This is a genomic window from Trinickia violacea (assembly GCF_005280735.1).
GTDB classification, from domain to species: domain Bacteria; phylum Pseudomonadota; class Gammaproteobacteria; order Burkholderiales; family Burkholderiaceae; genus Trinickia_A; species Trinickia_A violacea.
Map to the genome: position 1 here is coordinate 3,340,448 of NZ_CP040078.1, position 22,745 is coordinate 3,363,192.

The 22,745-nt window shown below is 57.9% G+C and carries 21 protein-coding genes; 4 read left to right on the plus strand and 17 right to left on the minus strand.

The window, feature by feature from the left end:
- Positions 1 to 635 precede the first annotated feature (635 nt).
- From FAZ95_RS37115 to FAZ95_RS37130, 4 genes are all read left to right on the plus strand, one after another.
- Positions 636 to 1,367 carry an IS6 family transposase gene (locus tag FAZ95_RS37115; RefSeq protein ID WP_137337272.1) on the plus strand — a complete coding sequence of 244 codons (732 nt, stop codon included), beginning with the start codon at positions 636 to 638 and terminating at the stop codon, positions 1,365 to 1,367.
- Positions 1,368 to 1,446: 79 nt separating this feature from the next.
- Positions 1,447 to 1,626 (plus strand): hypothetical protein, encoded by a 180-nt coding sequence (locus FAZ95_RS37120; RefSeq protein ID WP_137337273.1) that lies wholly within the window; start codon positions 1,447 to 1,449, stop codon positions 1,624 to 1,626.
- 1,086 nt (positions 1,627 to 2,712) lie between these two features.
- Positions 2,713 to 2,931 (plus strand): zinc-ribbon domain-containing protein, encoded by a 219-nt coding sequence (locus tag FAZ95_RS37125; RefSeq protein ID WP_137337274.1) that lies wholly within the window; start codon positions 2,713 to 2,715, stop codon positions 2,929 to 2,931.
- A 79-nt stretch (positions 2,932 to 3,010) separates the two neighbouring features.
- Positions 3,011 to 3,550: an outer membrane protein assembly factor BamE gene (locus FAZ95_RS37130; protein ID WP_137337796.1), complete on the plus strand. Its 540-nt coding sequence runs from the start codon at positions 3,011 to 3,013 to the stop codon at positions 3,548 to 3,550.
- Between the two features lie 254 nt (positions 3,551 to 3,804).
- Here FAZ95_RS37130 and FAZ95_RS37135 read toward each other — a convergent pair whose 3' ends face one another.
- The 17 genes from FAZ95_RS37135 to FAZ95_RS37220 all read right to left on the minus strand — a co-directional run bounded on the left by FAZ95_RS37135 (position 3,805) and on the right by FAZ95_RS37220 (position 22,697).
- On the minus strand, positions 3,805 to 4,536 hold the full coding sequence (locus FAZ95_RS37135; protein ID WP_137337272.1) for an IS6 family transposase: 732 nt from the start codon (positions 4,534 to 4,536) through the stop codon (positions 3,805 to 3,807).
- A gap of 1,344 nt (positions 4,537 to 5,880) precedes the next feature.
- Entirely contained in the window at positions 5,881 to 6,399 is a 519-nt protein-coding gene (locus tag FAZ95_RS37140; protein WP_137337275.1) for a lipocalin-like domain-containing protein, read from the minus strand.
- A gap of 82 nt (positions 6,400 to 6,481) precedes the next feature.
- On the minus strand, positions 6,482 to 7,630 hold the full coding sequence (locus tag FAZ95_RS37145) for an alpha/beta fold hydrolase (protein WP_175425869.1): 1,149 nt from the start codon (positions 7,628 to 7,630) through the stop codon (positions 6,482 to 6,484).
- A gap of 65 nt (positions 7,631 to 7,695) precedes the next feature.
- Positions 7,696 to 8,415, minus strand: a complete 720-nt coding sequence (locus FAZ95_RS37150; protein WP_137337277.1) for a LuxR family transcriptional regulator — start codon at positions 8,413 to 8,415, stop codon at positions 7,696 to 7,698.
- Positions 8,416 to 9,430: 1,015 nt separating this feature from the next.
- Entirely contained in the window at positions 9,431 to 10,672 is a 1,242-nt protein-coding gene (locus FAZ95_RS37160; protein ID WP_175425870.1) for an MFS transporter, read from the minus strand.
- Positions 10,653 to 11,735, minus strand: coding sequence for an LLM class flavin-dependent oxidoreductase (locus FAZ95_RS37165; RefSeq protein WP_137337280.1), 1,083 nt, complete (start codon positions 11,733 to 11,735; stop codon positions 10,653 to 10,655). Before FAZ95_RS37165 ends, FAZ95_RS37160 begins: the two co-directional genes overlap by 20 nt.
- 14 nt (positions 11,736 to 11,749) lie before the next feature.
- Complete coding sequence (ssuE, locus tag FAZ95_RS37170; RefSeq protein WP_137337281.1) at positions 11,750 to 12,358, minus strand: NADPH-dependent FMN reductase; 609 nt, start codon at positions 12,356 to 12,358, stop codon at positions 11,750 to 11,752.
- Between the two features lie 93 nt (positions 12,359 to 12,451).
- Positions 12,452 to 12,733 (minus strand): 2Fe-2S iron-sulfur cluster-binding protein, encoded by a 282-nt coding sequence (locus FAZ95_RS37175; RefSeq protein ID WP_137337282.1) that lies wholly within the window; start codon positions 12,731 to 12,733, stop codon positions 12,452 to 12,454.
- A 68-nt stretch (positions 12,734 to 12,801) separates the two neighbouring features.
- Positions 12,802 to 14,919: an ATP-grasp domain-containing protein gene (locus FAZ95_RS40825; RefSeq protein ID WP_367873052.1), complete on the minus strand. Its 2,118-nt coding sequence runs from the start codon at positions 14,917 to 14,919 to the stop codon at positions 12,802 to 12,804.
- 12 nt (positions 14,920 to 14,931) lie between these two features.
- Positions 14,932 to 16,176, minus strand: a complete 1,245-nt coding sequence (locus FAZ95_RS37190) for an ATP-grasp domain-containing protein (RefSeq protein WP_137337283.1) — start codon at positions 16,174 to 16,176, stop codon at positions 14,932 to 14,934.
- A complete protein-coding gene (locus tag FAZ95_RS37195) occupies positions 16,173 to 17,297 on the minus strand; it encodes a pyridoxal phosphate-dependent aminotransferase (RefSeq protein ID WP_137337284.1) in 1,125 nt (374 codons plus the stop codon). The genes FAZ95_RS37190 and FAZ95_RS37195 overlap by 4 nt, the downstream gene beginning before the upstream one ends.
- Positions 17,298 to 17,325: 28 nt before the next feature.
- Positions 17,326 to 18,186 carry a phytanoyl-CoA dioxygenase family protein gene (locus FAZ95_RS37200; protein ID WP_137337285.1) on the minus strand — a complete coding sequence of 287 codons (861 nt, stop codon included), beginning with the start codon at positions 18,184 to 18,186 and terminating at the stop codon, positions 17,326 to 17,328.
- 164 nt (positions 18,187 to 18,350) lie between these two features.
- On the minus strand, positions 18,351 to 19,727 hold the full coding sequence (aroA, locus tag FAZ95_RS37205) for a 3-phosphoshikimate 1-carboxyvinyltransferase (RefSeq protein ID WP_137337286.1): 1,377 nt from the start codon (positions 19,725 to 19,727) through the stop codon (positions 18,351 to 18,353).
- 72 nt (positions 19,728 to 19,799) lie between these two features.
- Positions 19,800 to 20,912: an N-acetyltransferase DgcN family protein gene (locus tag FAZ95_RS37210; protein ID WP_137337287.1), complete on the minus strand. Its 1,113-nt coding sequence runs from the start codon at positions 20,910 to 20,912 to the stop codon at positions 19,800 to 19,802.
- A 685-nt stretch (positions 20,913 to 21,597) separates the two neighbouring features.
- Positions 21,598 to 21,741, minus strand: a complete 144-nt coding sequence (locus FAZ95_RS39685) for a hypothetical protein (protein ID WP_175425871.1) — start codon at positions 21,739 to 21,741, stop codon at positions 21,598 to 21,600.
- 161 nt (positions 21,742 to 21,902) lie between these two features.
- A complete protein-coding gene (locus FAZ95_RS37215; RefSeq protein WP_137337288.1) occupies positions 21,903 to 22,331 on the minus strand; it encodes a hypothetical protein in 429 nt (142 codons plus the stop codon).
- An 87-nt stretch (positions 22,332 to 22,418) separates the two neighbouring features.
- A complete protein-coding gene (locus FAZ95_RS37220; protein WP_137337289.1) occupies positions 22,419 to 22,697 on the minus strand; it encodes a hypothetical protein in 279 nt (92 codons plus the stop codon).
- Between the last annotated feature and the right edge of the window lie 48 nt (positions 22,698 to 22,745).

The window sequence follows — 22,745 nt, forward strand, 5'->3', positions numbered from 1 at the left end:
CTGTCCTCACTGTCATGCAAATATGCCGTGTGGCCTGAGTGTCTGCACAGGTTGTCTCGCAGCAGTGACATACGGTCCAGAGCCGGTATGGTTGGGGAGCTGCCTCTTTCCTGCTGCATTCTTAGGCTATGAAGCGCGCAAAATCCTGCCGGATTCCATGCCTTGGGACGCCTGGATTGTCGGCGCGCTGGTATTCGTCAATCTGGTTTGGCTGATCCATCAATTCTCGCGCGATCGGGTTAAATTCAAACCGATATCCAACACGCGACGCTAGGGCGGTTTTCTCCCTGCGGTGTTGGCGCTTCGGGCGGACTCGCAAGCGACGCCGCTGCCGCGCTGGCGGCGGGCATCGGCACCTTCGATCCGAGGTCAAGTGACGTGACAATTCTTCAGAAATCTCTTCCCCGGGGTCAGCTAGAGTTACGCGCAAGTTGCCGTTAACGAACGGCGCGCAACTGGAGTGCGGCAACCCAGAAAGCCTCGATCTCGCCCCCGAGTGAAGAGGCTTTCGTCTTTTTTGGCCGAATCGCGTGCAACCCGTGGACGCGCTTCTTTGTACGGACTCAGTTATGAGATGGGCCATCTTCGAATAGGGCGTTGTCAGGTTGACGATCACGGCGCGGTAAGACGAGGCGATGAAGAAAACGAAATCGCTTTTCCGTGGTCACCGCTTTCCCGCGAGCATCATCAGCTGCGCCGTTCGCTGGTATTTCCGCTTCAACCTGAGCCTGCGCGATATCGAGGAGTTGCTACTGGAGCGCGGCGTAGAGGTGACGTACGAGACAATCCGTTGCTGGTGCGACAAGTTTGGCGCCGCTTTCGCCCGGCGCGCAAAGGCGGTGCGGCGCAAGCCCTGCAGCACATGGCATCTGGACGAGGTGTTCGTGAGGCTACGCGGCGAGCCCTACGTGCTGTGGCGCGCTGTAGACGAGCACGGCGCCGAGCTCGACGTGCTGCTGCAAAAGCACCGGGACAAGGCGGCAGCCAAACGCTTCCTCAAGCGGCTGTTGCGCTCAGCGCCACAGCCACGCAAAATCGTTACAGACCAGCTGCGCAGCTATCCTGCAGCGAAGGCCGACATCACCGAACTTGCGGGCGTGAAGCATGTGTTTGTGAAGGCCGCCGCACGGGTGAACAACCGCGCGGAGAACAGCCACCAGCCCACGCGTCGCCGCGAGCGCGCGATGAACGGATTTCGCGAACCGGTTCGCACGCAGGCGTTTCTATCCAGCTTTGGTCCGATCCGGCGGGACTTCGCGTTGCCCCGTCACCAGATGAATGCGAACGCACACCGGAACGCTTTGAAGCAGCGTCTGGCGGCATGGCAGCGTTGGACCGCGGCCAAATCTGCCAGCCTCGCAATTTGATAAAGATTGCAATTCGTCGTTCGTCATACCCCGTCCAGCGCCGGCAAGTTGACAAAGCCCCCGAAAATGAGAGGAAACCATGAACATGGAAGAACCCGGCGCTCCTAGCGGTGACCTGAAGCGCATCGTGCGACACGCATCAACCTCGCGCCTGCTCGCACTGCGCTGGACGCCGCGCGTCGCGCTCGTGAGCCTAATCGGCGCAGTGATTTTTGCATGGACGTTCGTGCGCGTAATCATCTTCTTCGTATTCTGGTAGCACCTGCCCGCGATGAGTCACGCATTGAACCCTGTCGATCAAGCCTGAGGCAGAATGAATCGAAATAAGGCACCGTCCAGCGATGGTACGTAAGGCTGAGAAAGCGCTCGGGTATCTGACCCACCTGGCGGACGTCGCGAGCGCCTCGGGACTCGCGCTGCTCGCGACCGCGTGGGCCGGCGCCAATGCGAACTATTCATTTTGGTGCAGAAATGGGCATATGTTCGAGCGCCGCGCCAGTGTCCTCACGCGGGGCTCGACAAGCTGCCCGATGTGCCGGCGGGTGGCAGTGGGCCAGCGATTCCGTGATCTGCTGGCGCAGCGCGGTTTAATCTGTTTGGAAGGTGAGTACCTGGGTGCGACGGTCCGACAGCATTTCCAGTGTGAACACGGACATCGCAGGAATACCGAGGCGCGCAAGATCCTGGAAGGGCACGGGTGCCCGGCCTGCATGGTTGCCCAGTCTTCAGCGATGCAACTCGATGCAAATGGCCCGATTGCGCCAGGCGGCGGCAGCGCACGGTGGACAATGTCTGACTGGCACGTACCGGGGGCATCTTGCAGCTCTAAGATTGGGAGTGCGCAAAAGGGCATTGCTGGCAGGCATGCGGCCAACGTGTCGTGCACGGCCACTGGTGCCGGGTCTGTTCCAGGCTCCGACACAGCGAGCACCTGCTCGACCGGAGCGGTCTGGCGCGTCTGCACGAAGCCGCGCACGCGCGTGGCGGGAAGTGCCTCGATCACGAATACACAGGCGTCAACCGACAATATCGATTCCGCTGCGCGGCTGGTCACGAATGGCGCACGCCAGGAAGTCACGTTCTGCGTGGAGGCTGGTGTGGCCGCTGCGCGGCGCAGCGAACCGGGGAGACACGGCGAGCCGCGGACGGGATGAATCAACTGAAGAAGGTGGCGAAATCGTACGGCGGTGAAGTAGTGGATCCGGTGTATGCAGGTATCGCCGCGCGTTACACGTTCCGATGCGCACGCGGCCGCGAGTGGCAGACAAGAGGGGCTCGGATACTGAAGGACGGCACGTGGTGTTCGATCTGCTCGCACATGAGGCGGCGCCATACGATCGAAACCATGCAGCGCATCGCACACGACCGCGGCGGCCGCTGCCTGAGTGCCGAATACCTGGGCGTCAAGGTGCCGCTCGCGTGGGAATGCGATCGTGGACACGTTTGGCAGGCATCGCCCGACAGCATCATCAACGGCGGGCACTGGTGTCCGAACTGTGCGGTTCTCGATAAAACGAAAACGCCGCACCTGCGCCTGAAATACGATTACGACGGACGCCCGTGAGGCGGCCAGAGCTTTTCCAGATGCGACTCGAATCCACTCAGGCAAGACACGACAGATCAACAGGAACAGAAAGATGCAAATGAAAACACGGTTCGCGACGCTACTCGTCGCTGGCGCAATCAATGTGCTGGCAGCCGGATGCGACGAGCAGAAGGTCGCCGACGCGGTCAACTCAATCAAGCCGGATGAAATAGCGTTCGGAAATCTGCAACTAGGCGTGTCAACGATCGACGACGTGCGCCGCCAGGCAGGCAAGCCCGAGATTGTTTGGCAGAACGAAGACGGCTCGCAGCGCCTCGAGTATCCGCGCGGTCCCAACGGCACCAATACGTACATGCTGGACTTCGGACCGGATGGCAGACTAATCGCGATCACGCAAGCCTTGACTGCAGAAAACATTGCGAAGGTCGTGCCGGGGATGATGCAGGACGACGTGCGACGGTTGCTGGGCAAGCCCGCCACGGTCGCCAAGTACGCGCTAAGTCGTGAGACGGTCTGGAGCTGGCATTGGCAGGAAGGCGGTGTATCTGGCGATGCGATGTTCAACGCGCATTTTTCGCCGGATGGCGCGGTGATCCGGACGTCGCGTTCGGAAGCACCTGGACGGGAAAAGCCGTGAAGCAGCGAGTGCGTCGCTGGCCGATGCGTAAGCGCCCGGTTTCACCGTCTGAACACGCAGCTAGAAGGCGGCTGCCACGCTGAAGCGAACAGCTGCTGCCGTTGGCCGTCGCGAAGGTCAGGGCGACGTCGCTTGAATATCACCTTGCGCTGGCTGCGCTGCACGGCGGCCGCGGCAGCGTCGAGCAGATGAGCGGGCTTTGTCAACTTGCCGGCGCTGGACGGGGTATGACGAACGACGAATTGCAATCTTTATCAAATTGCGAGGCTGGCAGATTTGGCCGCGGTCCAACGCTGCCATGCCGCCAGACGCTGCTTCAAAGCGTTCCGGTGTGCGTTCGCATTCATCTGGTGACGGGGCAACGCGAAGTCCCGCCGGATCGGACCAAAGCTGGATAGAAACGCCTGCGTGCGAACCGGTTCGCGAAATCCGTTCATCGCGCGCTCGCGGCGACGCGTGGGCTGGTGGCTGTTCTCCGCGCGGTTGTTCACCCGTGCGGCGGCCTTCACAAACACATGCTTCACGCCCGCAAGTTCGGTGATGTCGGCCTTCGCTGCAGGATAGCTGCGCAGCTGGTCTGTAACGATTTTGCGTGGCTGTGGCGCTGAGCGCAACAGCCGCTTGAGGAAGCGTTTGGCTGCCGCCTTGTCCCGGTGCTTTTGCAGCAGCACGTCGAGCTCGGCGCCGTGCTCGTCTACAGCGCGCCACAGCACGTAGGGCTCGCCGCGTAGCCTCACGAACACCTCGTCCAGATGCCATGTGCTGCAGGGCTTGCGCCGCACCGCCTTTGCGCGCCGGGCGAAAGCGGCGCCAAACTTGTCGCACCAGCAACGGATTGTCTCGTACGTCACCTCTACGCCGCGCTCCAGTAGCAACTCCTCGATATCGCGCAGGCTCAGGTTGAAGCGGAAATACCAGCGAACGGCGCAGCTGATGATGCTCGCGGGAAAGCGGTGACCACGGAAAAGCGATTTCGTTTTCTTCATCGCCTCGTCTTACCGCGCCGTGATCGTCAACCTGACAACGCCTTGCTTACGATTAATCTTTTGTCATCCTGAACATTATCCATAAAGATAGGCTCCGCGGTGACGTTTCCAACCCTAGCGTTCGCCCAATGCTCTTAAGAAGCAGGTCCGATCTCTCGACTGGACCTGATTCGCTCCCCGTTTTCGTCCCCTTTTCGCGACTCGGATATAGCCGCGCAAAGCGCACCCGGGGCACTCGACATCGGCGACGTAACCCAGAGGATGTCGAGTCCAGGCATCCTAGCCCAACTGTTGAGAGGAAGTGGCACTCTTTACTTCGACCCAGCACTTGTGGTATCGGCGCCGAGCCTCCCTCCGCTAGGCGCGCAGAAGAATGGCGAAAAAACACCTTGCACTGCGGGAAAAATGAAATCTATCCGATCGCTTTGCTTTGTGTTCGGAGAGAATTGGGAAGAGAGGAAAAGCGCACTTCAGCCGAAGCGCGCGAGGACGAGCATGGTCGATGTAGGCATCTGATCGCATACCGCAAAGACACCTCTGGCTTGCACCCTACTCCCGTCGTAGCCACACGACGCGCTTTCGCGCCCGTCTCCAAAGCCAGACGACAAAAGCGACGCTCACGATTAGGATGCCCGCACTCTGAAGTGCTGCAACGAAATGGCGTTCTTGAAATTGGGAGACGAAGCCGACGAAACTGCCTAAAGCTATGCAAACGAAAACTAGCGCGAGGAACTGTTCGCTGCTGTTCATGCCTGTTTTGCGTGTTGCCCCGCAACCGACACAGACGCGCGCTCCCGGATTGATGACAGTTCGGCAGTGACCGCAGAGTTCTGACATATAATCCTCGCCCCAAAAAAAGTAGCCAGTTTTTTTACGATGCCAGCGTACACCGCCGCGATTGGACCGTCATCAATTGACAATTTTGTTAAGCGCAATTGATACATATCCCAGTCAAACATAAAACAGAGCCTTGCGAAACAGGGTTTAGCGCGTGGAGCCAAGGTGCGCGAATCAAACGTAATTTTTGCACGCCAGACAGAATGTGAACTTTCGTCGCGATCCATTCCGCTGACATCAAGCCAAAAGAATGACAGCAACCAACGGGGCCGTCAAAAACGTATCATTGGCGTGGGTCGGTGTCCTCGTCGACTCCACTTCCATGGAGAGAGTCATACAAGCGCCGGCCCCGCGGCGGATCACTACAATAGGATTACTTACGCTTATCGCGTTACTAAGCGCATGCGGCGACGGTTTGGTCGCACTATATGAGCAAGGCTGAAGCGGCGGCTGTATGAAGTGCCCCATGCGAGCCGCCATATCACCGCAGCAATAATGATTTCCCGCCTAGTTCATCCGCTGCCACACTGAAATAGGCACGTCTCCATTCGGCCGTGGCGCCACCCGGTAACTGAGCTGTCCGTTTTTAAGCTCGTAGCTTCGCTTGTCAGTGGCTCCTTCTAAATTTGGAAAGGAAGCGTTTTGAATGTGAAACGTCAACGTTCCGCCATCGGGGTCGACACTGACCGTGCCAAAGTGCGTACTGGAACCCAAGCTTGCGGCTTTGTATTCCTCTGGCGTACCTTTGCTCCTGTCGCCCGAAGCGAATTTAGGGCGCTCCGCCTTGAAGATTTGTACAGAATAGTGCCCCTGTGTGTCGATGATCAGTAGCCCCTTGGGCGCGGCACCGTAATCGCTCGTCCGAGAGCCGTCCGGGTGCTGGACATCTGCAGCTACCAAGGTCCACGTCCCGACAAGCGAAGGGAGAACGGTTTCTCCATCGGCATGAGCCAACGTCGCAAATAGCGTGCACACGGAAAAGGCACTGCCGACGATGCAGTGCTTAACAACCTTCTGGATATTCATACGGTCAATTGCTCCAAAAATTGGCTTGAGAGCCTACGGTTATCAAAGCCCAAACGAGGCAAGCGTGGTCAACCAGTAACCATCAACCACTGTTGCCAACGATGGTCAAAGAATTCGAGAGAAACAAAAAGTACGTAGATGTTTTTGATCGTCCACTATCCTTAGCGGCTCGTGCATCTATCGGTGCAAGCGGCTTCGTACCATCCACGCCGGCCGGGTGCATCACTGTCCCGACTTGAGCTGGAGTAGGTTGATCGTCTAGAAACGCTGACACGCGCGCAAAATAGGCATCGCTCTCCTCAACCCATGGGCGGTGTCCACTGTGCTCGAACATAGCGAGCTGCGCTAGCGAAGCCGGGATTGAGCGATATGTCTGAGCGACGATCTCGGGCGTCGCGACGCGGTCATAGCGGCCGCCGATGACTAACGTCCGAGCGGCAAGCCGGTGCATCATGGGCAGCGGGTCATAGCCCTTAAGCGTGCCACCCACCACAAAGTCCGCGTTCTCACCAAGCATGGCTCGATATACCGTCATATCGAGCCTTTCTCTCGGGTCGCTAGGCTGCTTCATCAAACTCGCCAGCCGCCCATCGTGCCAGTACATCATCTCCGCCAACTGAGCATATTCCTCTTCGCTGCGATGATCCGCGGAACGCACGCCTATGGCGCGCAGCGCTTGCACACGCGCCCATTCTGCTGGGTAGAACATCTGCATGGTCGCGTTGGCAGCGTCGATATTGGCCTGGAAACTCGCCGCACTGATCATGGCCGACGAGAGCACCAGATGCGAAACGTGCGCGGGATATTTGAGCGCGTAGGCCAACGCCGGGATACCGCCATAGCTCTGGCCGAGGAGCGAGATGCGTTGCACGCCTAGAGCCTGTCGTAGATTTTCTATATCGTCAACATCTCGCTCTACCGTGTAGAGTGCGGGATCGCCGAGGCGATCGGAGAGCCCACGGCCGATCGCGTCGTAATACACCACCTGATGATTGTTAGAGAGCCGAGAGAACCAAGGCTGAAAGCTGATTCGACATGCTCCTGGTCCACCCGGGACGAGAATCAAAGGTTCACCTTGACCTTCGGCTTCGTAATAGAGCATGCCGTCGCGCGTTATCAACTTGTGCGACGCGAGCGTTTCGGTGAGTACTGTCGAGCCGCTATTCGACGCTAGCGCGATAGCCGCACCGACGCACAAGCACATGCCTATGAACATCTTGACAAGCTTCATTTTCCTTCCCATGCCGTGAATACGTATATCCTCGTGTGTGGCCGAAAATCAGTGTTACGAAACGGTTAGTTTCCTGACAGCATGCCTAGCATGACCGCTTTGATGGCTGCCTGGATCTTATTGGTCGCACCTAGCTTGGCCATGACATTCGCAACGTGGAAGTTGATGGTGCGTTCAGTTAAGAAAAGGATGGTGCCAATATCGCTCGCCGTCTTGCCCTCTGCCGTCAAACGCATCACTTCCTTTTCACGCCTCGACAGCGATCGATTGTGCTCCGGTATGAGTTGCTCGAGACTCTGTTTACTAACGCTTGCAAGAACGGCATGTGCGTTCCACAGCATGCGCGGTTCCTTTTCGTCCAGTTCGCGCACGGATATCGAATTCTGCGAACGCGCAAAACTAAACGTGCCGATACAGCCGGACACCGGACGCATGGCCACAGTCCAACCATATCGAAGCCCATGCCTGGCCGCTTCGTCCCAGAACGGCTTCGTGTCGTTTGTCCACCTTTCCTCCCAGACCATAGGCAAGCTGCTGTTCAAACCATGTTGAAAGGTTGGGTCGTGGCTGACGAACCCTTTTTCGATATAGGTTTTGTGCCATGAATCCGGGAAGTTGCCAAACACCGCCATTGAGGGTTGGGGAACAGGCAGCACAACCCGCAATCCACACGAGACGTATTCGAACTCCAACTCATTGGCCATTGCCGCCATGCAGTCGAGAAGTCTGGCATTGTCGTTGCGACTTTGCTCGACACGGGAAATGTATTCACGACGCCAACTCATCGATTACCTCCGCTAACAAACGTTAATTTCCTGAACGTTTTTCGCTTGTTTGCAAGGCGATCGATTTAACAGACTGCTGTCCAAACGTTCTCTGTTTTCCAGCGATGAGGTAATGCCTACATGGGTCACACTGCCAAATGGTCTGGCAGTCAGCGAGCAGCACACCATATAGAACGCGATATTGCCGTGAGCCAAAGCAGACTCCGATAGTCAATCGATCTTGTTGTGGTGAGATTCTGGCTGATGTTCGCAGCACTAGCCAGAATCGCTTATATTTTTTGCCAGGCAACACGACAGTTGTTAACTTGGCCCGCAGGCTAAACACTGGCGACATAAGCGCCTTGAAGCCGATATCGGAGCAACAGCGGAGTCTTCTCCGCGATGTAATCCGGGTCGTTATCCAACGGGATTTCGATTTCCACCAGCGCCTTCGAAACGTTGCGAAGCGATGCTCAACAGCCGCCAGCAGGACGCCACGCACAACGTCGGCGCCGACCGCAGAGAGGCACCGTCATTCTTGAAAGAGAATGCACCAATGAAATGGCTGATTCGCATTTACAATGTGCTGGCACACCGCCATCGAGAGCGTTTTACCCTGCCCAAAGCTTTTCCGAGCCATTGTCAGCTTTTCATCTGGCAACCAGCGCCGCCGACGCCCGCGCCTCTACCTTCACCGCCTCTCACTTGTTACCAGTCCTGCAATGTTATGGCCCATCATCAATTTAACTGGAGACCGTGCCTGGTCTTTCAGGGAGTTTTTCCAGAGCTGTTGTCATGAAGATATCACGCTCGTAAGGGTTGCGCGATTAACTCAGCCAATAGTCACCACCTTTCTCACCCCCGTCGACTGCCCTTTTGGAAGGGTCCAGTCATTAACTCATATCGCATCGAAATGAATGTCAATTTTGGTGAATTTTGATTAGATTATTTGCTCCCAGATACGAAGAATTACTGCCTTTAGTGTTAGCAGCTTCACATTCAGGGGCAAGAGCGCACTTTAATTGCAAGAGTCCGGTTAATCGACCTGACACGGTTCAGCTGAAATGGTCGCAGTTCGATTAATCGATTGGCGAATCGTTGCCCAGAGAGTGGGGATACACACCAAAACGACCAAGCTGGAGATGGACAAGAGAACAGGCTGCACACCGAACCGGGCGCCCAAACTGGCCGTGACAATGCCACCAAGGGGGTAGGAGAAGCCGTTCACCAAATAAAATACGCCGCTGACCTTGCCCAGATGCTCCTTTCCGATGGCCTGCACGCGCTCGGTGCGATTGAAAACGTTAAATAGCGTGACGCCGGCCATACCGGCAAGATATGCCACCGCGTAGCTCCAGACGTTGGGTGCCAGACCCATGGCGATCAGGCCCGCGCCAAACAACGCAAAGCCGCCCGCGCCCAAGTGGTAAACGGTCCACGCCTTCAGCAACCTAGGCACGAGCATCATGTTGATCAGACCCAACGCGCCAGCGCCGCCGCTCATGAGCCCGACCACGAAATCCGGTGCCGAAAAGACGCCGGTGATCATGTATGCGTTGGCGCTGAGAGCGACGGCGAACACGAAGTTGATGGAAAAAACGACGCACGCCAGCAGAATGACAGCCCGCGTTTCGAACAGAATCCGCCATCCGAGACCCAGGTCGGCCAGCGCGCTGGTCCGTTGCGGAACACTTGGCGCGCCGCGCTGCTTTAGCCCACGCCAACAGATCACCGCCAACGCAAAGGCGCCTGCCGCGACTAGGAAAAGCGGCAGCTTGCCAACGATGCGCGCTACGCCGGCCGCGATGCCGGGGCCAGCCGCCATAGACAGCAGCTCTACGTTTTGCAATTGAGACTGTCGGTGCGCGAGCTGATCATCGGGCCCTGCTGTGGCGATGGTTTTCTGGATGGCCATGCGATTGGGTGCGATGAGCACCGACAGTAGTACCCCGTTGGCCATCAGCAGGGGGACGATGAAATGCGGCCAGATCGCGCAAGCCGCAGCCGCGATGAGCAGGCAGACCACGCGCGCCGTATTGGCGTAGCGATATAGCCGCGGGCCGCCAAAGCGATCGGCCATCAGACCGGCAAAGGGGTAAGCCACGAGTGCGGGAAGCCATTCGAGAGCGAAGGCCGCGCCGGACCAAGAAACGCTCCGGGATCGCTCATAGATGAGCAGAGGAACCGCGAACAACACTGTTTGTTCAGCAATCAGCGACAGCATCAGCCCCCAGACAATGCGGGTCATCGGCTCCCCGCTACGTAGATGCTTCAGCATGCGCCCTTTCCTCTTGAGCTTCCAGCGCACGGATGCGTGGATGAACGTGCTTGTAGAACTCGTGCATCTCGGCACGCGTGGGCCAGCCCGAGAAAATGAATTCATCTACGCCTGCGCGCTTGTATGCCATCAGGTACTGGGCCACTTCGTCGTAACTTCCGACGACGCAGAGGGCCGGCCCGCCGCGGTAGGCCACAGCACCCGACCATAACGTAGGTGACAGCCAATCGTTGTCTGCGCTTGCGGCCAGCCGAAATGATTCCTTGACCGAAACAGAGTCGCAGCGCGCCACGAATTCCTTCACCCCTAGGCGATGCTGCTCGTCGGGGTTGGCCATCATTGCTGTGATTTCCGCCAGCGCTGCTTCTCGTGTAGCCCTCGCCAGCACATGCATTCGTACGCCGATCCGACGGCCAGATGCGCGCACCGACGCGCTCGCTCGCGCGATGCCTTCAGGCGTATCGCCATATCGAAGCCAACAGTCGCCCCACTGCACTGCCGCCTGTTGAGCAATCTCGGAAGCGCCGCTGATGTAGATCTCCGGCCGCCCTCCCCCCTTGAACGGCAGGCTCAGTCGCGCGCCTTCGAGCTTATAGAAATCGCCGTCACAGCTGATCGGCGACTCGCCTTGCCAAAAGCGATGAAGCAGTGACATGAACTCGTCGGCCCGGCGGTAGCGGTCGTCGTGCGGTAGGAAATCGCCGTAGTAAGCCTGCTCCTCGGGCGAAATGCCGGCGACGATGTTCAAGCTGATGCGCTTGTCTGCGATCCAGGACACCGTATTCACCACTTGCGAGAACAAGGTCGGCGAAAGCAGGCCCGGACGGTAGGCAAGCAGAAACTTGACCCGAGTCGTTTCCCCTGCCAGCGCGCCCAAAAGTGGCAGTGGGTCGGGCAGATGGAATCCGATCCCCATGAGGAGCGAGTCAACACCTAACGTCTCGGCTTCCTGCGAAAACGCAATCATCCCTTCCAAGTCCAGTTCTGTGGCGATGTCCTTCTCTGAGGCTCTCGTGTTACCGCGACCGCGCGGCAGGCACCAATGGATGCGAAGTGGTTTCACGATGGCTCCCTCGCCTAAGCTGCGCAGGCGTTTGTTGAAGGTTCTTTAGAAACATGCACTGACGGCGGACGGCAACGTAACGCTCGCAGGTCCTGCTTATCCTCGATGATCTGCGCGAGACCGTCGACTGCTTCGGACAGACGGGTAGCCACGGAAGGGCTCAGTTCAAATGTGCCGGCCAGCTGGCGCATATCGGCTTCCGTTGCGAAGACCCCCCCGATGATGTGCTCTGCACCCAACGACGCGAGCACCGGGTTAAGCGCGTAATCGACCGCCAACAAGTGCGCCAGGCTTCCGCCCGTGGCGAGTGGCAGAACAGGCTTGCACCGCAGCGCGTCGCGCGGCAACAAGTCAAGAAACACCTTGAGTAGCCCGGAATAGGATGCTTTATAGAGCGGCGTAGCAACGACGACACCATCAGCCGACTCGATTGCTGCGATCGCTTCGGCAATCTGCGGATGAGCGACGTCACCGCCCAACAGAGCGTCCGGTGCGAGCTTGCGAATCTCCACGCGGACGCTCTCGATGCTTCGCTGGGCGAGTGGCAACTCGACCCGTTCAAGTAAATTAGCACTGCGCGAATGCGATGAGGCGCTGCCCAAAACTGTAACCACGTGAGGCATTTTCATTCTCCTGTACGCTCGTCTTCAGGTCCGTTACATGACTACGGGCTTTCGGACGAGGCACGGTCTTGTTTTTAAAATCGCCAATCGATCTTATAAATGACGTATCGTGATGTCGCCGAGCAATTGACATTGGCAGGCCAGTCGATGGGTATCGGCCACATGCCCAAGCGAAGCCAGAAAATGCGCTTCGAGTTCGTCGCGGGGCGACAGATTCCCGATACCGTCAATGACATCGATCGCACAGATCCCGCACCCTCCAGCGCGGCAACCGAAAATCAATCCAGCCAACTGCAACTCGGCTGCGTCGGAAAGATAAGCGTTCTTCGGCAAATTGAATTGTTCATTAGTCGTGCTTATCGTAACGGTTGGCATGGTTAGAAATCGTTCCTGTCAGGATATAAACTAGCCAGGGGCACGCCCCCCGGCCTAGCCTTCCGCGCTTAAGCCACGAGCTTTTCCTCGACGGTCGCCTCGTAAAGCTCTTTGAAATACATGGCCAGGATGTTCTGGATATCGTCGAAATACCGCAGCACCTTCTCCACGTCCGCTTCGCAAGTGATCAGATAACGCAGAATCCGCCACATCTCTCCGGCATGGTCGTCGCCGACGTCGGTGTTGATATGGGCCAATTGCCCCTTGATCTTCTCCTCGCCGAGCGACTCCTTCATAGAGTGGATCTGGCGCGGCGTGAGCTTCGAAGTCGTGTATTCGACGAGATAGCTCGATGCGACCACGCCGATGGGGTCCTCGTGTTCGCAGATGAAGTAGAAGAAGCCCTGCAAGAGGCGCGTCGCCAAGAACGGCTCAGTGTTCAACAACTCGTCCTCCGTCACGCCCAGCGCTTTGCAATCCTGCATAAATAGCACATCGTGGTTCATTTCTTCGGCCTGGTATTCGCCATAGAGCTGAGCCGCTTCAGGGGACACCTTTGCGATGGCTTGTAGAGCACGGCAATGAGCGACGCGGCTCAGGCGGATGCGCCAAACGTGTTCCATCGTGTGCCGACGGTACCACCTGCTATTCAGGTTCTTGCTTTCCAGGTGATTGGCATAGGGCACTGTGGCGGCCCATTCGGCCATCTTGCCGTCCAGGTAGCGGTCGAGTCTGCCGCGGACGGCGTCGCCGTCGGACAGCGAAAAGAACGGCTGTGGATGCTGAATACCACAATTCTTGACACGATTCATGATTCGCCTTCCATGGGATTGATTGACCTTTTTCAATTCGGGGGCATATTCGACGACAAGATGCTCGTCAAGCATGTTCGAAAGAGTATCGAGTTCTGCCGGGATATCGTTCACATCAACTTTCCACAATGCGTTCAGAATAAAAATTCCGCGCTCGGAGTCAGGAAGCAGCGTGCCTTCGCGCACCGGCGTTTCGCAGATGTCCGGCTGGCGCGAAAGTTTCTCGGTCGAGAGTTTGTTCAATACGCGATTGCGCTGGCCATAGCGGCTAAAAAATACCGTGCCGTGGCTGATGGTATTGAGCGCGCGGCGCGTACTCTCACGAAGGCCGGCGAGCTTTTCTCGCAAGACGGCTTTCTCGTCCACGCTGGTGCTGCACAACGACTGCACCCACAGATCCAAGATCGACACTCCACCGGTGAATACACCGATGCTTTGGTTGATCAGGGCGCCGCCCATGCGCGTATTGATTTCAATGATGTCCCAATGGCCATCGGCGGGGTTGTGGCGCGCTTCGATGTGGTAGCAGCCTTCCGTCAAGTCCAATGCAGCGAGGCAACGGTCGATGTAGCTTTCGCCGGCCAATTGCTGCGCGTCGCTCAATTTAGGAGCTGGACACGAGTTGCTGGTTTCCAGCGTGGTGCCGGAGGAGTCGTCCAGATACTTCGCGTGCACGCCGATGACATAGCTTTCGCCTGCGGAAACCAGCACCTCGAAGCTGTATTCATCACCAGGGATATAGTCTTCTGCGATGAAGTCAAACTGACCGGAGAAGATGGCTCGAAACGCGAGGTCGTCGCGCATCTGCTTTTGCAGCGTTTCGAGCTTGTTCTTCGAGAACTCGCTGTCCAGCTGAAAACAGGCGAACGAGCCAGCCCCCCGGCGGGGCTTGATGAACAGCTTGCGTCGGCTACGTCGCAAGGCGTCGATGTTGTCCGGCTCGACAACTTCGGCTTCCGCGTGGCTCAGACCGCTCGAAGAGAGCGTCTTGCGGCACAGGTATTTGTCCATCGCATGAACGATGGCGGTCGGGTTGGCGTCGGTCGCCCGCAGATACTTGTTCGTGGCGCACATCAGCACACGATAGCCTTCGAAGGTTGCGAGCGCTGCGGCTACCTCATAGTTCTGCGACTGCGCGCGTTTAATGGCTTCGGCGACGTGGCTGTCGTTGAGATATTCCTCATCAACGTGCCACACTGCATCCGCGCCACTGGCTCGCAGGTTGGCCAAATCGAGCGGGTCCCGCGGGCGAGAGCTCAACACGAGGCACGCCGTATTCAGCGGCGATAGGGCCTTCAACACCGCAGGCAGGTAAGACCGGCCTTGATGCGCGAACAGCAAAAGCGCTTTTCGTTTTGTATTTTCGTTGGTCATCGCGATATCCAATCAAGGGTGCGTAACTACGATGGCGAAATCGCGTAGGATTGCAGCCATATCCAACCGAACGCGCTCTGCTGATTCAGAGCAGAACAGGAAGCGGCCCGACTGCATGGAGCAATAGCCATCCTCGTGTAAAAGTATCTCCCCCGGTTCGGGAAGGAGCTGCCGGTAAAGGCTTTCGAGCCGGCCCGCGAAATCCGTGACCGACACCACGCGCTGCGGTAACGCGTCGGGTCGCGGGAACATCAGCCAGCCGCCGAAGCTCGTCGGTGCAGCGTGCGTCGGGTCACCCTCACCGACGATCATCTTGAGCCATTCGCCAAAGAGGTTGATGCCGCAGGTCTTGTGGATGACGTAGGGCACATCGGCCCCGCCGACGCGTGCGCCGACCTCGAGGAAGACCAACTCACCGTCCGACTTGCGGAACAGCTCAAGGTGGAACGGGCTGGCTTTCAACCCGAGCGCTTGGAGGCAACGTGTCGCGAACGAACAGACGTCTCGGTGAAGCTGCGTCGCGGGGTCCAGCATGGCCGCGCCAAGGGGGGCACCGGTCGTGAAATCGAGGCACGGGTTCACGTACTCCGAGGGAACTATGAATGTAACGTTTCCCCGCGGGTCAATCAGGCCATCAACGTGATACAGCGTGCCCGCAATGAACTCCTCGAGGTCACGCGTTACCCCCAGCGGGATCGCGGCCACGGCGGTCCGCAGTTGGGCCATATCGGCAATTATCTGGACACCCGCGCTCGATTGGCCGTCGGTCGGCTTAAGAACCAGCGGAAAGCCGGTCGCCTCGCCGAATCGGATCGCCTCTATTACTTTGTCGGCATCGACCGCCATGTATGCCGGCACACGCAACCCTTCGGCCGCGACCAGTTGCTTCATGACTAGCTTGTCACGACCGTGGCGATTGCTTTCCACACCGTTGCCAGGAATCCCGAACCGGTCGCGCAAGCACGCGGCGACATCCTGTAGCGCTTCGGAAAACACGACGAGGCGGTCTATCGACCCTACCTTGCGAACAATGGCTTCGAACACGGGGATAAGCGCCGATTCGTCAGCTAGCGTCTCAAGCGGGTACAAGTCGTAACTGCCCGCCGGCGCCGTAATACCCGTGCGGCCGCGCGTATTGGCGATGTAGCTTACGCGGTGGGCCTCGTGGTCGATGTAGTCCTGGTAGCTGACTAGTTCGAAGTCCCAGCGGGACGTGCCAGGAAAGCGTGGAATGTTGTTGACAATGACGATATTCACACCACTTTCTCCAAATCGCGGGCAACTTGCGTGCCAAGAAGTGCACGGACGGTCTCGAGCAGACGGGCGATTTCACCCGGACTCCCAACGGAAATCCGAATGTGTGAAGGTAGGCCGTATGCGTGTGCGGCACGAGTAATCAACCCGTGTGACAACAAGCCCTCGTAAACGTACGTGGCTCGTGCGCCGAAGTCTGCCAGAACGAAATTCCCATGGCCCTCGATCACGTCAATGCCACTCATGCGCAATCCGTCTACCAAGCTCCGGCGGCCGGTCACCGTCAACTGCAGGATTTGGTCGATATGCGGTTGATCGTTGAGCGCGGCCAGCGCAGCTGCAAGCGCAACACTGCCCACGGGAAATGGCGGTCGAATCCGCGCCAGCCAGTCGATCAATCCGGCGTCGGCCACTGCGTAGCCGACACGCAAGCCCGCAAGCCCATAGGCTTTCGAGAACGTGCGCGTGATCACCACGTTGGGGTAGGTGAACGGCAAGCGAGAATGGGCCTTCATTGCGGCCAGGTCAGCGTACTCGATATAGGCTTCGTCGAGCACCGCGATTACATGCGTCGGCAAGGCTTCCAGAAGGCGCCGGATCTCGTCGCTGGTAAGCGCAGCACCGGACAGGTTGGTGGGGCTGTCAATCAGGACCATGCGTGTGTCGGCGTCGACTTGCGAGAGCAGCTTATCAACGTGATGGCCAAATGATTCCCCATGCCCGGCGACACGGATCGCCGCTTGCTGCTCCTTGATCAAGGCCGGATACGCACAGTAGCCATGTGAAGTCAACACGACGTTGTGCTGCGCCCCCACGAAGAGTCGGACCAAGGCCGCGATCAGATCGATCGAACCGTTGCCGAGGGCAAGGCAACTGTGCGGCACGTCGAGCCGCTGCGACAGCGCTTCCAGCAAGGCGTAGATGTCGGGATAGCGGTTGGCCTGGCCGAGCGCCGCCTGCATCGCGTCGACGATGCGCGGTGACGGGCCGACAGGTGCTTCGTTGCTCGAGAACTTCCAGATGTCGGTAAGCCCTGTTTCCCGCCGCAGTTTTTCCTCTGTAATCCCTGGCTTGTAAGGCTGAAGGCCAGTGATCTGCGGCAGGACGTATCGCGACCAATCCATGGTAGCGGCTGCGCTTGCGCTCGATCGGTCAGACTGCGGCATAACCTGTCACCTTCATGTTATCGAGGTCGCGCGTGAGGTGCGAACCTTCCTGCACCTCGTAAAGCGAGCCGAATTCGCGCTCGGCGATCGGGAGCAGGTGCAGCCCCGCTTCGACGCGCGCATATTTGGAGCGCTCGCCGCGCACGAGTCGAATGCCTGGTTCGTTGTGCGCGGCATGCGGGCCGAAGTAAATCGGGAACGCGTCGGCTGCGCGATATGCCGGCAGAAACGTGCGACGCGGCTGCTCCGATTCGTTGCGCGCCGACGCATGCAGCGTAAGGCAATGAAGGAAAAGCACGCCACCAGCCGGAACCTCGATCGGCACCGCGTCTGCTTCGTTCACGGTGGAGACTTTGCCTCGGAAGAATCCATCTATTTCGTGAGAAAGCAGCCCCTTCTTGTGCGAGCCAGGAACTACGCGCAAGCAGCCATTCGACTCGTCCGCGGCGTCCAAAAAAATCAGCGCGGTCAGCAGGTCGCTATTGGTGTGCGGGTAGTAGGAAAAGTCCTGATGCCACTCCACGACGCTGCCGACTCGCGGGCCCTTCATGTTCAGCTTGCTGTAGTGGAACAAGACATCCTTGCCAAGCAGCTGTGCAACCTTGTCGACGAGTGACGGCGCGCAGGCCAACTCCTCGAAAACAGCGTGCTTTTGAGTGGGTGACCAGATGCGGCGAACCACGGAGCTGTCCTTGGGTTCGAATTCAAAGACCCTTTCCGGGGTTTCCGATCCGAGCAGTTCATCGATGGCTGACAACGCACGCTGTATCGTTTTGTGGTCGAAAACGTCATCGACTACTACGTAGCCGTTGTCCTGGTAAAACTGCAATTGCTGTGGAGTGAACATTGCGATCCCTAATATTTCCGACGGACAGCCAGGCGTTCAGCCGTCCTCGTTGTCAATCGTCACCAAGTCCGCTGGGGTCGTGCCGGCGCTTGGCGCCGGCACGACCTGCACTAAACAACCATGTCGGCTTATGACCTGTGCTCGACATCGGGGCGGTAACGCCGTCAGGCTTCCGCCGGCTCTTCCTGCGACGCGTCAACTTTCAGAACGTTGACTTCCCGGAACTGCACGCCCAGCCGGCTGAATTGCTCGAAGAAATCCGGGAAGGAGCAGTTGACGTCGCTGTAGCCATCGAGATGGTTAGGGTTGCGGCAACGCAAGGAGGCAATGAACAATGACATGAAGATTCGGTGATCCCCCCAGCTAGAGAGAACTTGGCCACCGGCGTAGCCTTCCCCATTGCCGTGAATCTCGAAGCCATCGTAGACACCGTCACGAAAGATCGGCTTGATGTCGACACCAAGCTTGGTCAGTTCTTCGACCATGGCCTTGATTCTCGGCGATTTGTGCAAACGTGTGATCGAACCGCCAACGACGCGAAAACGCCCCTTCACAAAGGAACCGATTGCAGCAAGCGTGGGAACAATGTTCGGGTAGTCGCTCGCGTCAAATTCGAAATCGCCTTCGAAGTAGGACTTTTCATTAACCACCGTCATCAGGTGCTTTTGATCGTCAAAGTCGATCTTGAGGCCCAGCGTACGGATGACGTCGACGATGGCTCGTTCGCCTTGCAGACTGACGCTGCTTACGTTGGAGAACGTCGTTGTGCCCTTGAACAGCGCCGCGGCGCCGACCAAATACGACGATGACGTATAGTCACCATAGACCTGATACTCGAACGGTTGGTACTCGCCCGGGTGAACCGTAATGGTGGCGAAATCATCACTGATATCCACTTCGATGCCAGCATGGCGCATCGCTTCGGCCGTCTGGCGAATATAGGAAATCGACAAAATCTCGCCATGAATGTGGATTTCCGTAGGCCGCTTGGCCAGCGGCGCCGCAAACATTATCGCGGTGATGAACTGCGAGCTGACGTTACCGGGTAAATCGCAGCGCCCGCCCTCAAACCCACCGCCCCAGTTGACGATGGGGGCTTTGCCATTCTCAGCAATACATTCGATGTTGGCGCCAAGCTTGCTGAGGGCCTCGAACAAGGGAGCCATGACGCGCCCGCGCAGGATGGCGTCGCCGGTGATGACAGCCGGTGTGGGCGAAAAGCAGGTCAGTGCGGTAAACACGCGGAAGACCAGGCCTGATCCAATGGCGTCGATCATCCGTTGACCGAGTGAGAATTCGCGCCCGACGCCATCGACGATTAGGTATCTGTCAGCTTCGGTAACCTTAGCGCCGACAGCGCGACAAGCATTTTTCATCGCAGTAGTTTCGACGCAGCGCAGGTCGTTGCGGATGATCGATCTGCCGCGCGCCAGCGTAGCGGCAAGAATCGCCCGCTGTGTCTCCGGCTTCGAGGACGGGATCGCCGCTTGGTCGGTTAGCCCGGCTAGCGGGCTCACCTGTATATATTTTCTCTTACTCATTTAGATATCCTAAACACAGTTATCTTGATATATCCGAGAATTTATCGAAGAGTCGCTAAATTCGGTCGTGGATTATGCGGCAGCGACCGGTTCCGAGGGCGTTTCCTCGTGTGGCGCGTCGAGACGTTGCGGCAGCATAGCGCGGTAGCGGACCAGTGCATCGACGAGTTTTTCGGTACCGAAATGAATCGCGTCAGTGGCAGGCAGACCGGTTTCGGACTCGATGCACGAAAGGTAGGTAGCAGCATCGGACTTGTCGAGGTCTCCGCAGTGAACGCTGATGCCGACAACCTTCGCTGGTCGCAGGAAGGAAGCTAGGTGCTCGTAGGTGGTGATGAGTTCCCGCAACGTCCGCAACGGCACGTTCGGCCAACCTTTGTGGTGCGTTAAGTTCGCTTCGTGACACAGGATCAGTGCGTGGGGCATGGCGCCGTGCAGCAGGCCGAGTGTGACACCGCTGTAGGCTGGGTGGCTAACCGCTCCTTGCCCCTCGACAACTACCCAGTCGTGGTGCTCTGCGGACTTGCGTACAAGCTCCTCGCTGACGCCGGCCACGAAGTCGGACGGCACGGCATCTACGGCGACGCCATTACCACTGATATAGATGCCACTTTGCCCGGTGGCAACAAAGCCAGTATTGATTCCGCGACGGTTCGCCGTCTGGGTGATTTCGATGGCCGTAGTCTTCTTGCCGACACGACAGTCGCTGCCCACCGTGTGGACGATAAAGCGATCCAACTCGTCGAGACGTGCGGTACTCGTCGCCAGTTGCTCGGGCGGCTCCTTCGTGTCCCATATCCTGCTCCCCGATCCTTGCGCGAGTTCTTTAAATTCTTCATCGACGGCGATGCGGAAATGCAATCCGCTGACAATGTCGAGACCGGCGACGATAGCCTGAGCGATCTGAGAGCGCCATTCCGTCGGCAGCTCGTTCGAATGGAGTCCCACGCCGATGATCAGAACATCAGGCTTGCGTGCGAGCGCAGACTTCACTGACTCGACTACGGGGATGCCGTGAGCGTAGCCTAGGATATCGCCGACGTCCTTACCGGCAAGCCGGTGGTCGATAACAGCCACGCAATCTTGATGGCAATAGCGCAGATAGGACGTTGCCACCTTGCTCGTGACCGGACCGAAGCGCCCATCCGCAAAAATCGCGACGCGGCGGCCTTTCAATTGAATCATGTCACCCAACTCCCGTCAGTATTCCTAGTTTGAGAATTCGACCACTCGGAAATAAGCTCTCTGGTGGTGGAAGAGTTACGAATCTATTTAATTCAATCCCAGCTATGCTCAACTGTGTACGCTTTGCATTTCATGCGTAGATTTTCGGATTTGTTCCAGTGCTGCATCATGCCATTTCAGCTCGGGGGCGGAAAAGCTGTAAGAGCTGACAGATTTTTCCCTGATTTCGATCGCAGCATGGCTGACGGGACTCCTTCTCTCGAAACCTGCGATGGGACTGTTGACACGATTCGGGGTGACACGTTTTGGTTAGCCGTATTGACGCGTCTGCACTGCAATAGCCATCATTCAGCCAGCCGTTGCCGGGTCGTCGCCAGTTCGAAGTGACTCGTCGCGAAACACCGACCGCGAAACGTCAAATAGCCTTCAGCCTGGGTAACATCCATAGCGCGCTTGGGTATCTGTAGCGACGCTTCCTCCCTACACGGGCACGATAACCCAGTCGTTTACATTATTTATTGTTCGCTATGCGAATTAACATAGATTTAAAGCTCAACCAGGAATATGAACTTGTGTCAATTGTTGAGCCGCGGAGAATGCCCATAGACTGAGCTCCCAACGGGTAAGGCCAACGCGAACGCATCACCCATCGGCCGATGAGATCAATGATTGAGACGGCTGAACGTTAGCGGTGGGCAGCCGCTGCGAAGGCCAGGCCCAATACGGTCGTGGAGTCTATCGGCGTGGCGACGTCCGGCACGGCGATCGGGGCTCCTTGCTCAGCACTTAACAGGGTTGCCGCGCCGTACTTGTTGAGCGGATCGTTCAAGGAGATGCTTTCTCGGTGGCAACGGCGATTCGTACGCCGCGCCGAAGGGAAAATATGCTGCATGTTAAGGGTTGGGGTCCGAGTCGCTGCATGGTCGTCCGCTGAGCCCCGCAGACGCGCTCTTAGCTTTTGTTGTCTTCGGGTAACTTCGAGGCGCCGAATTAGCTGCCTTGTGTCGGTGATTCAATGCCGTTGAGTTGGACCCAAAGCACGCGAGCTAGCGCTTCGTTCAGTTCGCGATCTGCCGCATCGAGGATTTGGTTCTGCTTGATTTGAGGGACTTCCAGCGCCGTACCCGGTTCTATCCGATCGTCCTTAAGGGCTTTCTTCGCTGCCTCGATATCTCGAAGCCTTTCTGCAAATGTCGTGAAGCTGGTGGCTGCTTCCGGGGAAAGCTTCAGATTTCGAAGTGCGTCCCTTTCTAAGTCCAAGATTCGTCCAAGGGAGTCTCGCCACTTCCCCGATATCCAATGCCGGCCACTCTGTTTCGGCCGTGCACGCACTTCGGCGGCTTCCGCCAAGGATGCAGACGCAACGCGCTTGTTGAAGAATTCACCGGCGTACTTCATAAACTGTTCGACTTGATACATATGGAACAGTTTTCCCGCAATATCGAATATTTCCTGCCTTAGTTGGGGCAGCTTCAGAATTCGGAAAAAATCGTACGCTAAGGCGGATCACCCCTTGGCGCATTGGGCTCCGCGCGCGGCCGGCGTTCTTTGCAGTCCGTCGACGAGTCGTCGTGTGACCTCCGCCTCGGCTTCGGCGCGCTCGGCCCGCCGCAGTGCTTCCTGCAGGCTTGTTCGGGCTGCGGCCAGGTCGTTCACCGTGGCCTGCTGCTGACTGGCGACGGCTTCGGCGCGTTGTGACACGAGATCCAGTTCCGTGCGCAGCGCGGAGATCGAGCCAGCGTGCTGAACAGCAGCGTCCTTGAGTTCGCTCTTTGCCGCAGCCAAGTGCGCCCGCAGGGTCTCGAGCTGCTGCTCGCTTTTCTTACGCGCCGT